General features: G+C 68.1%; 9 protein-coding genes. 6 read left to right on the top strand and 3 right to left on the bottom strand.

All coding sequences use genetic code 11. From position 1 onward, the window contains the following. Window positions 1-331: 331 nt before the first annotated feature. Both AC069H_RS19285 and AC069H_RS19280 read right to left on the bottom strand, forming a co-directional pair. Window positions 332-1,096 (bottom strand): GAF and ANTAR domain-containing protein, encoded by a 765-nt coding sequence (locus AC069H_RS19285; RefSeq protein ID WP_478233265.1) that lies wholly within the window; start codon window positions 1,094-1,096, stop codon window positions 332-334. A gap of 55 nt (window positions 1,097-1,151) precedes the next feature. Then, window positions 1,152-1,448, bottom strand: a complete 297-nt coding sequence (locus tag AC069H_RS19280) for an ANTAR domain-containing protein (protein WP_478233264.1) — start codon at window positions 1,446-1,448, stop codon at window positions 1,152-1,154. Between the two features lie 540 nt (window positions 1,449-1,988). Between AC069H_RS19280 and gap the strand changes: the two genes are divergently transcribed. From gap to AC069H_RS19265, 3 genes are read left to right on the top strand one after another with little or no spacing between them, the layout of a single operon-like run. Beyond that, complete coding sequence (gene gap, locus AC069H_RS19275) at window positions 1,989-3,008, top strand: type I glyceraldehyde-3-phosphate dehydrogenase (RefSeq protein WP_478233263.1); 1,020 nt, start codon at window positions 1,989-1,991, stop codon at window positions 3,006-3,008. Next, window positions 3,005-4,153, top strand: a complete 1,149-nt coding sequence (gene nagA, locus AC069H_RS19270) for an N-acetylglucosamine-6-phosphate deacetylase (protein ID WP_478233262.1) — start codon at window positions 3,005-3,007, stop codon at window positions 4,151-4,153. The genes gap and nagA overlap by 4 nt, the downstream gene beginning before the upstream one ends. Continuing rightward, complete coding sequence (locus AC069H_RS19265; protein WP_478233261.1) at window positions 4,150-5,106, top strand: DUF3048 domain-containing protein; 957 nt, start codon at window positions 4,150-4,152, stop codon at window positions 5,104-5,106. The genes nagA and AC069H_RS19265 overlap by 4 nt, the downstream gene beginning before the upstream one ends. Window positions 5,107-5,118: 12 nt before the next feature. Here AC069H_RS19265 and AC069H_RS19260 read toward each other — a convergent pair whose 3' ends face one another. Continuing rightward, window positions 5,119-6,120: a zinc-binding alcohol dehydrogenase family protein gene (locus tag AC069H_RS19260; RefSeq protein ID WP_478233608.1), complete on the bottom strand. Its 1,002-nt coding sequence runs from the start codon at window positions 6,118-6,120 to the stop codon at window positions 5,119-5,121. A 134-nt stretch (window positions 6,121-6,254) separates the two neighbouring features. Here AC069H_RS19260 and AC069H_RS19255 point away from each other — a divergent pair, with 134 nt between their 5' ends. The 3 genes from AC069H_RS19255 to AC069H_RS19245 all read left to right on the top strand — a co-directional run bounded on the left by AC069H_RS19255 (window position 6,255) and on the right by AC069H_RS19245 (window position 9,370). After that, window positions 6,255-6,548 carry a DUF4342 domain-containing protein gene (locus AC069H_RS19255; protein WP_478224597.1) on the top strand — a complete coding sequence of 98 codons (294 nt, stop codon included), beginning with the start codon at window positions 6,255-6,257 and terminating at the stop codon, window positions 6,546-6,548. After that, the gene (locus tag AC069H_RS19250) at window positions 6,545-7,195 is read left to right on the top strand and encodes a LiaF transmembrane domain-containing protein (RefSeq protein ID WP_478224598.1); all 651 of its coding nucleotides are present in this window, start codon (window positions 6,545-6,547) and stop codon (window positions 7,193-7,195) included. The genes AC069H_RS19255 and AC069H_RS19250 overlap by 4 nt, the downstream gene beginning before the upstream one ends. A gap of 1,101 nt (window positions 7,196-8,296) precedes the next feature. Further along, on the top strand, window positions 8,297-9,370 hold the full coding sequence (locus tag AC069H_RS19245; protein WP_478233260.1) for a family 43 glycosylhydrolase: 1,074 nt from the start codon (window positions 8,297-8,299) through the stop codon (window positions 9,368-9,370). Window positions 9,371-10,063 lie beyond the last annotated feature (693 nt).

Below are 10,063 nucleotides of genomic sequence, written 5' to 3'. Positions count from 1 at the left end.
GAGGGGGGGGGTCCCCCGGGGAAGGGGGGGGGGGGGGGGGGAGGGAAGGGGGGGGGGGGGGGGGGGGGGGGGGTGGGGGGGGGTTTTTGGGTTCCAACCCAAAACCCCCCCCCACGACCCTCTTCAAGCCTTCTTCTTCACCATTCCACCAGGCGAGCGCTCCCGACGAGGCGCCGGAATCTCGACGCTCCCCGCAGCGACCTGGTACGCGTCGAGCGTGTCGACGAATTTGCCACCACACGGCCACCGACAAGAGCAAATTCAACTACGCCGAAGGCGGGTGAACCTTCCACCACGATGGGTTAGCGATCAAAGCGCCCCTGAATACTCTTCAATCCTGCAATGCGCAGGCTGATCGACCTCCCACGGTCATTCCGGAGCATCGAGCAAATGCCGACGCGCTGAGTTCACCTTCGATCACGGAACCGGCGACCGCGCTCAACTTCAGATTGCGCTGACTCGCATAGCCGCGGAGCGCGGAGAGCGCGGCCGCCATGTCGACGGCTAGATGTTCGGCGACGACTCCCTTCGCCTGCTCGACCACGATGAGACTCTCCAGCGTCGCCTGAAGCTGCTCGGTCACGAACTCGTAGTGGCGAACAGGGTGATGCTGGAACAGACCGATCGTCCCGACGTCCGCCAATGCCTGAGCGGTCCGGAGGTCCCTCACATCGAACTCGCCGCGGTTCCGCCGGAGAATGTTGAGCACCCCGACGGCCTCGCCTCGCAGACGCATGGGAATCGCGGCTACGGCGGCGAAACCGGCATCGGTGGACGCGATCGCGAACCTCGGCCACCGAGCCGGTGCGACGTGCAGATCCGGCTCCTCGACCCGCACACCGGATTGGAAGGCATCCAGTGACGGGCCTTCCTCTGTCTGAAGGTGGAACAACTCCGTCAGCCGTATCCACTCCTCGGACGTGGCGACCAGTTGCAGCGGACCGTGCTGGGTGGTCAGCAGCACCCCTGCCGCGTCCGCGTCCAAGAGCTGTGTACAACGTTCCACCAGCAGGTGCAAGAACTCTATGACATCGAAGTCGGCCAGCAACGTGTCAGCCAGCTCCGCCAGCGCATCAACGATACGGTCTTCGATCATCGGAGCGTCCTTGTCATCTGATCCGTAAGAGGTCCTTGAGGAACGGGCGAGAGGGTCATGGCAGCTCCTTGAAGGGAGCGAAGCGAACTTCGCGAGCCACGTCCGCGGCAGCCAGATCGCTGAGCGTTCTCTGTTCCGCGAAGGCGCGTGCTCGCAGACTGGCCAGCGCGTCGCGCGCACTGACCCCCAGTTGAGCGGAGACCATTCCGGTCGCCTGGTGCACCTGCGCGCTGTGCAACGGCAAAGCTTCGATCCGGGGAGCGGGACTCAGCGCAACGGCGTCAACCCGGTGCAGTGAGAAAGCGCCGAGCACGATCGAGCCGACCCGTAAAGGCAAGGCGAACACCGCCACCGCCAGGGGGTGAACAAGGGCCAACGACTTTGAAGTTCCGGGGCGTCGAGATCGGCGATACCCTCCCGACACGCGTCCACCGACGGCCCCTCCTCGACTGTGTTGTGCAACTCGGCCAACTGCTCCGCGAGTGGACTCGTCGCGCAGCGGGTGTCGGACACACCTCGCGGCGTGTCGATCGTCAAAGCCACGCCGTCCACCTCGAGCCGCCCGACAGCCGCCTCGCGCAGCGTAGTCGTGGAAAGTGAGCGCCCCAGTGAGGCGGCATGTTCAACAGCCCAAAGCAGCACTTGAGGCAGCGGGCCGCCGGTGTCGCCGGTCATCGTCACCGCCTCGTTTCACTGTCGAGTAAACCGCTCTCCACGTCAGACCGGTTATTGAAGCAGACCCCGAAGGGGTTAGCGGGCACTGCGGGCACGGAGCAAATCACAACAGATCCGACGCGGTCATTCGCCTGTTCGAGGGAGGACCTTCGTCTCTACGGCGTCCCTCGCTGCCGAGCAGATCATCGGTGGACCGAAGACGACAAGGGAGACGATCATGACGGTACGGCTCGGGATCAACGGCTTCGGCAGGATCGGGCGGGACATCCTCCGCTGCGTACTGGAGTCGCCGGAAAGCCCGATCGAAGTGGTGGCGGTCAACGACATCACCTCGCCCGAAATGCTGGCGCACCTCCTGGTCCACGATTCCACCTACGGCAAACTCCGCACACCTGTCGAGATCGTCGACGGCGAGGCTCTCCGCGTCGGCGACCAGCTCGTCCAGGTCACCGCGGAGGCCGATCCGGCCCGGCTGCCGTGGGGCGAGTACGGCGTCGATGTCGTCATCGAGTCCAGCGGCAAGTTCCGGACTCGTGAAGCCGCGGGCGCGCACCTGGCCGCCGGCGCCAGGAAGGTCGTGATCTCCGCGCCGGGCAAAGACGTCGACGCGACGATCGTGCTGGGCGTCAACGAAGGCGACTACGACGCCACCAACCATCACATCGTTTCCAACGCGTCGTGCACCACCAACTGTGTCGCGCCGATGGTCAAGGTTCTGCACTCGGCGTTCGGTATCCGGCGCGGCCTGCTCACCACCATCCACAGCTACACCGGCGATCAAGCCCTGCTGGACCGTCCGCACAAGGACCCGCGCCGGGCTCGGTCGGCGGCGGTCAACGTGGTGCCCACCAGCACCGGCGCCGCCAAGGCGATCGGACTGGTCCTACCAGAACTGGCCGGCAAACTCGACGGGGTCGCGGTGCGCGTTCCGGTCGAGGACGGCTCGCTGACCGACCTCACCGTCGAACTCGAGCGCCCGGTGACCGCCGAGCAGGTCAACCATGTGTTCGCCGAGGCCTCGGACGGTGCCCTCAAGGGGATTCTGCGCTGTACGGAAGCGCCCGTCGTGTCGCGCGACATCATCGGCGACCCGGCCTCGTGCGTGTTCGACGCCCCGCTGACCAAGGCCGACTCGCATCTGGCGAAGGTCTTCGGTTGGTATGACAACGAATGGGGTTACGCGACTCGCACAGTGGAACTGGTCGAGCTGATCGCGCGAAGCTTGCCGCCGCGATGAAGCGGCTGGGTGTCGCCGGTGCCCTGGTGGGCGGGAACTATCGCGCCGGTGACGTGGAGATCGACGAGGACTCCGGCCGGGTCGCCGCCGTAGGGCTCTCCAGCCCCGGTCGTGGCCTGGCCATCCCCGGATTGATCGATCTCCAGATCAATGGCTTCGCCGGAGTGGACTTCCTGACCGCGGACACCGACGACCACGTGCGCGCCGGGATCGCGCTGGCCCGGACCGGCGTCGTGGCCTACCAGCCGACACTGATCACCGACCGGCCCGACCGGACCCTCGGAGCGATCGCCACCGCCGGCGAAGCTCAGGGTGTGCCCGGCGGGGCCCGTGTCCTCGGGGTCCATCTGGAAGGTCCGTTCCTGTCCCCGGAACGGCCTGGCACCCATCCCGTCGAGTACCTGCGCGCTCCGGATCTCACGCTCGCACAGCGGCTGCTGGACGCCGGCCCGGTCACACAGTTGACCCTCGCTCCAGAACTCCCGGGCGCCGTGGAGCTGGTCGACCTGTGTGTGCGGTCCGGGGTACTCGTCTCCTGTGGACACAGCGACGCCACCGCCGCCGCGACACACGCCGCGATCGATCACGGCGCCCGGCTGATCACGCATCTTTTCGACGCGATGCGTCCGTTCACCCATCGCGACCCCGGTATCGTCGGTGCCGCTCTCACCCGCCGTGAAGTGACCATCGGCCTGATCGCCGACCCCAGCCACCTGGCTCCCGAGGCGATTCACCTGGCCTTCCAAGCGGCTGCGGACCGGATCATCCTGGTCACCGACGATCTCGCCGCCGGCGGTTGTCCGGACGGCCACTACCGCCTTGGAAGCGTCGACTTCGCAGTGTCCGACGGCGTCGCCCGCCGCGCCGACGGCACTCTGGTCGGTACGACCATCACTCTGCTCGATGCCGTCCGCCACGCCTGCGACATCGGCATCGCCACCGAGGCGGCCGTCAACGCGGCGACCCGCACTCCGGCCAGGTTGTATCCAGGGGCCGACATCGGCCTGTTGCGGCCCGGCGACCGCGCTGATGTGCTGGTTCTCGATGAAGCCATGCGGATCCTGAGCATCTTCCACCGGGGAATACCGGTCGGTCATCAGGCGCCGGCGTCGAGCCGGACGAAGGAAACGGGCCGACCCTCGTGAAGAAGTCCTGGTGGATCGCGTCAACGGCGGGGGCCGTGGTGCTCGTCGTCGCAGTGGTCCTCCTCGTGCGGGAACTGTCCGGCCCGACGAGCGGGACCGACTCGGCCCCCGCTCCGTCGTCCGGCGAAGCCGCCGCGTCTGATCGCCGGGCGGTACTGGCCGTCAAGATCGACAACGTGGCGGCCGCCCGGCCGCAGACCGGGCTGGGTGCCGCGGACCTCGTGTACGTGGAACCTGTCGAGGGCGGACTGACCCGGCTGCTCGCGCTCTACCGGGGCCGCCCGCCGGCCGTGATCGGCCCGGTGCGCAGCGCACGGGCCACCGACCTCAGCCTGCTGGCCCAATTCGGACGACCCGCTCTCGCCTTTTCCGGCGCCGCACCGGAGCTGCTGCCGTCTCTGCGTTCGGCTTCACTGACGAGCGCTTCGCCCACGGAAATCCCGAACGCGTACTTCCGCGACGACTCCCGGCCGTCACCGCACAATCTCTACCTTCGCCCACGTCAGGTCCCCGACAGCGAGGTCGCGCCGGAAGGCACGTTTCCCGAGGCGGGCGCCGCACCGGAATCCGGCACGGCAGCCGCCACCGCGGCGATCCGCTACCCGGCGGCCGCCTTCACGTTCACCTGGTCCCAGGACATCGGCAGGTACCTGATCGGTCTGGACGGCTCGCCACTGACCTCGGTGGACGGCGGCCAGGTCGGCGCGGCGACGATCGTCGAACAGCGGGTCGCCGTCCGGCTCGGCGAACGCGGGGAGACCGGCACGGTCCCCAACTCCCCCATCGCCCAGACGGTCGGCACCGGGCAGGCGACGATGTGGCGAGGCGGGCAGCGGTTCGTGGCTACCTGGGACCGTGCGACGGCAACGGCGCCGACCAGGTTCACGACCGCGTCCGGGCAGCCGCTTCCGGTGTCCGACGGTCCTTTGTGGATCCTGCTCGTTCCCGCGTGAACGACGCGGCGGTCAGCCCACCCGCAACACGGCCGCGCCGTTGACCCGGTCCGCCGCCAGATCCGTGAGCGCCCGATCCGCCCCGTCCAGTGGGTACGGCACCGTGCTCACCTCGAGGTGGTGTGTCCCCGCCAACGCCAGGAACTCTCGCGCCTCGGCGCGCGTGTTCGCCGTGACGCTGCGCACCTGACGTTCCTGGAAGAGGTGCCGCTGATAGTTCAGTGACGGGATGTCGGAGAGATGGATCCCGGCGAGTGCCAGTGTCCCGCCTCGATCGAGAGCCTCGAGGGCGGATGGAACCAGTTCTCCGGCGGGCGCGAACAGGATCGCCGAGTCCAGAGGCTCAGGCGGCGGCTCGGTAGCCGCGACGGCCGAGGCCGCTCCGAGAGCCAAAGCAAGCTTCCTGGCTTCCTCGCTGCGGGTCATCACGTGCACGGTGGCGCCACGGGCGATCGCCACCTGGGCGGTCAGGTGGGCACTTCCGCCGAACCCGTAGATCCCCAGCCGACCGCCCTCGGGAACTTGCGCCCGCTCCAGCGCGTGGTAGCCGATCAGACCGGCGCACAACAAGGGCGCGAGCTCGTCGTCGGTGTACCCCTCGGGTAGCGGAAGAGCGTAAGCGGCCGGTACGACCGCGAATTCGGCGTACCCCCCGTCTTCGTCCCAACCGGTGTAGCGCGACTCCGGACACAAGTTCTCCCGGCCGCGAAGGCAGTACCGGCACCGGCCACAAGTTTCACGTAACCAAGCGATTCCAACCCGGTCGCCCGTACTGAAGCCGGAGACCTCGTTCCCCACGGCGACCACCTCGCCGACGACCTCGTGTCCCGGAATCACCCCCACCCGACGTACCGGCAGGTCACCCTCGGCGACGTGCAGATCGGTGCGGCAGACCCCGCACACCAGCACCCTGACCAGCACCTCGTCGGCGGCCGGTCGCGAGACCGGCACCTCCGCCCACTCAAGTGGGCTCGAAGCCATCGGCCCGGGCCGGGTGACCCGCCATGCGCGCATCTTCACGAACGGCCTCCTCCGTCGGAAAGTCCTCCGTTCAGGATCGTGCGCCTTTCGGCCGCGGGGAAGGACCGAAGGTCACTGCTACCCGGCGAGCCGAGGCCTCACCGTGGAAGCGGAAGGGAGAGGAAACCATGACTGTGCAGAAAGAAGATCAGCAAGTGACCGAATCCTCGGCGCCGAAGGAGCCACGCGAAGTGTTCACCGAGAAGGTGCGACGGCTCGTCCGTGAGGGCAACGTCCGGCGCATCGTCGTCAAGGACACCCAGGAGCGGGTGATCCTCGATGTACCCGTGAACGCCGGCATCGTCGCCGCGGTCCTCGCACCGGTCGTGACCGCGGTCGGCGCGATCACCGCGCTCGCGGGCCCCTGGTCCATCGCGGTCGAACGCCGCGGCGACCCGGCGTCGGAAGAGAAGCCGTCGTGAAACCCGTTCGATTCTGGGTCGGGCTGGTCTTGGTGGCCCTGGGCGTGCTGGGGATCCTCGACGCGACCGGCGTCCTCGAAACAGGTGGCTTGCTCGGCGCGTGGTGGCCGGCTTCCTTGGTCGGCCTCGGCATCGTCGCGATGCTGTCCCAGCGACGGATGTCGATCGGACCGGCCGCCGTGACGGTGATCGGGCTCATCCTGCTCGCGGGCACCCTGGACCTGGCGGAAGGCGGCCTCTGGTGGCCGACCCTGCTGGCGGTGGCGGGATTCGCCGTGCTCGCCGGACTGCGCCGGGAGCACGGCACCAGGACACCGCTCGTGATGTTCGGTGGAGCGACCACCAGGGAACAGTCCCGCCACCTGCGGCACACCGATGTCTCGGCGATCTTCGGCGGTTCGACGCTCGACCTTCGTCAAGCCCGCATCGACGAGGGAGCGACGGTGGACGCCTTCGCCTTGTTCGGCGGCGTCAAGGTGCTGGTGCCGCGGGGCTGGCGGGTCTCGCTCGGCGGTCTGCCGTTCATGGGCGGCCTGGAGGACAAAACCGACGGTACCGGTGATCTCCCGGCGGACGCTCCTGTGCTCGCCGTGAACGCGACCGCGATCTTCGGAGGCGTCGAGGTCACGAACACACCTGAGAAATGACGAAGTGGCTGCGCGGTGCCGTCGCGGCCCAGAGGTCGCGCCGGTACCGCGGCAGCCGAGCCTTCACGTCGTCGCGATCGGCTCGCGGCTCCGGCGGAACAGGGCCGGCGGTCGCGCCACCGGCGGCTTGGACCGCGGTCACGAACCGCCCCCGAGAAGGTCCTGGAAGGCACGCAGTGCCGGGCTTGGCGTCGATCGGCAGCGCCTCGGCGCCTGGCCCCCAGCGCGTACCGCAGCCGCTTGGCCGCTTCCCGCACACCGCGAACAGTGCGGTCATGGTCCGGGTGAGTGCGCACATGCGAGCGGAGCGTACGGCACGACTACACCGATGCCGCCCCTATACAGCCATCCACGAACAGCGGCGAGCGACAGCGCGTCGACCATGACAGCGTCCGACCCTCAGATCGAGATCGCGCACCGTCTCTCGCCACGCGCCCCATCGGGTCCTTTGCCTCGCGCGAGATGAAGCTGCGGAACGGAACCTCGAGGTTTTGAAGTCCTGGGAGCGACCTTCCACAGAGACATCCCGTTCCACGGGTAACGAAGAATGGCGAGCCCTACCACCCGCTGACGCCTCCGACAACGACAATGATCCAGACCAGCCAGGCCGAGTTCCGCCTGTTCACGGGCGACAAGGTCGCAAGACCCGCAGGTTCCCGGCCCATGCGACGGCGAAATCGACCGCTTGCCAGGGCAACGCCGCTCGTGTGAAGTCAAGGTCGGCCAGTAGGTCCCCATGCTCGTCCGGCGCCCGACGAATACGGGGTCGGTCACGAGCCCTAGGGCGCGGCTCGGATGTCATAGCCATTCGGCGGGCGGATCGGATCACCGCGCAGCGCCGCGGTAGGTCGAACGGCACCGCCGGATAAGCCGTACGGACGCATCGACCGGCAGTTTCCACGCTTTCAGTCGCGTCGGCGACTGGGGTCACATAGTTTGCAACCGGCGCACTTGTCCGTCGACAAGTAACCGGGGAGAGCAGCTGGTCACCCCGGCGAATCATGCTCGGCATCGCAGCGGCCGGGCTTGCCGCCTCGGCCGCCGGCGGCCAGGTGCTCCTCCTGACCGACACCACTCTCCTTGCCCAGTAAGGGATTCAGCATGCGCAAGTGGACGACCAGATTACTCGTGGCGGGCGTGCTCGCGACGACCGCCGCGACCGCCGTCATGGCGGTCAACACGGCCAGCGCGGCCGACGGTGTCTCAACCGCGGCTGCCGAGTCGACGTTCCCACTCGCCGACCCGGACACCGTCCAGGCGAAGGACGGCACATACGTCACTTACGGCACCACGGTCGGCGCCGGTGTCGGCGCCCGGTGCGGCGTGACCGGCAAACTGTTCGTGCCGGTGCTCGTACACGGCTCCGGCAACACCGTCGGTGTGGGCACCTGCGCGTCGGCCGACGCACTGCCCAACGGGCCGGGTAGCTGGGCGGAGGGCAACATCTGGGCGCCCGGCGTCGTCCGCTTCGGCAACACCTACTTCATGTACTACACCGCGTCCAAGCGGGGCACCGGCCAGAAATGCCTCGGCCGCGCCGTCTCGGGCAGTGCACGCGGGCCGTTCACCAACCCCGTCGAGTGGGCGTGCCCGGGCAACGGCCGCTGGGCCATCGACGCGAACCCGTTCGTCTCGGGCAGCGCCATGTATGTCGCCTACCGGGACGACGCCATCACCTCGTACCCGGAGACCGGCATCTCGATCGTGCGCACCCAGTCCAACGGCATGGCGGATTGGGCTACCCGCCGGGACGCGTTGAAGAGCACCGACATCGGCTGGGAGACCATCCGGATGAGCGGCGGCACACACGTGATCGAGAACCCGTCGATGTTCAAGTCCGCCGACGGTTACTGGTACCTGGCCTACTCCGGCAACAACTGGGACAGCGCACGGTACGCGACCGGCATCGCCAGGTGCGGCACCGGCCCGATCCCGTCGACGCGCTGCACACCACGGCAGAACGGGGCCGAGCGGCCGTACTTCGGGTACACCGGCGCCGGGGGCCTCAACCCCTACCGCGGCCTGCCCGGCAACCACCCCGGCCCAGGCGGGATGGACTTCTTCCAGGCGGCCAACGGCCAGTACCACGCGGTCTACCACTGGTGGAACGGCACCCGCCGGTTCCCGATCGTGGCGACTGTCCTCCGCAACGACGGCGGCTTCTACCTCAGTTAAGGCCCCTGATCCGGACGTCTCACCCGGGCGTGTGCCGAAAGGGCTTTCACGCACCCGGCTTGTCGTGAACGGCGGCCAAGGGCCGCTCCCGGGCAGGGGGTCGGGCAAAGTCGATCGCCTGCCCGGGAGCGGTTTCCTGTCGTGCGTTTGCGAGGTTTCCTTTGACCGATCCGGCGCGACCAGGCAGACCGTTCTCACCGTGGAACGCACCGACTGGGATTCACTTCCGGCCGGAGCCATCGCAGTCACGGACTCGGTCTCGATGCCGGCGCCACAAGAGACTCATCCCGACCCGTCGGCATCGAAGCCCTTGTCGAGAGCATCTGCCGTGATCGCGGCGTCCACTGGACGAGCCGCCGCCACGTTCGGGCAGTCCACGCACTCACCGACGGAAGCGTGCTCGCCGCGCTCGCGGGAGTCGCGCTCGAATGCCGGCCCCTCGATTCCACCGAAGCCGCGTGGTCCCTGCCCACTGAGGGCCTCGGCTGTCAATCAAAGTCGCTCCTGACGAGCGCACCACACTGATCAACGTCGAGCCGCTGATCCAGCCACTTCACGAGGCGCTTGACCATCAGGACTTTCCTTCGTCGCCGAGGCTGCCCGTTCCCAGGCCGGCTTGCGCAGCAGCCGTAGTCCGTTGAGGCCGACGATGACCGTGGACCCTTCATGCCCGGCCACGCCGAGTGGCAGGGG

This window comes from Amycolatopsis sp. NPDC043887 (assembly GCF_056435665.1).
This window is presented reverse-complemented; position numbering and strand designations above follow the sequence as displayed.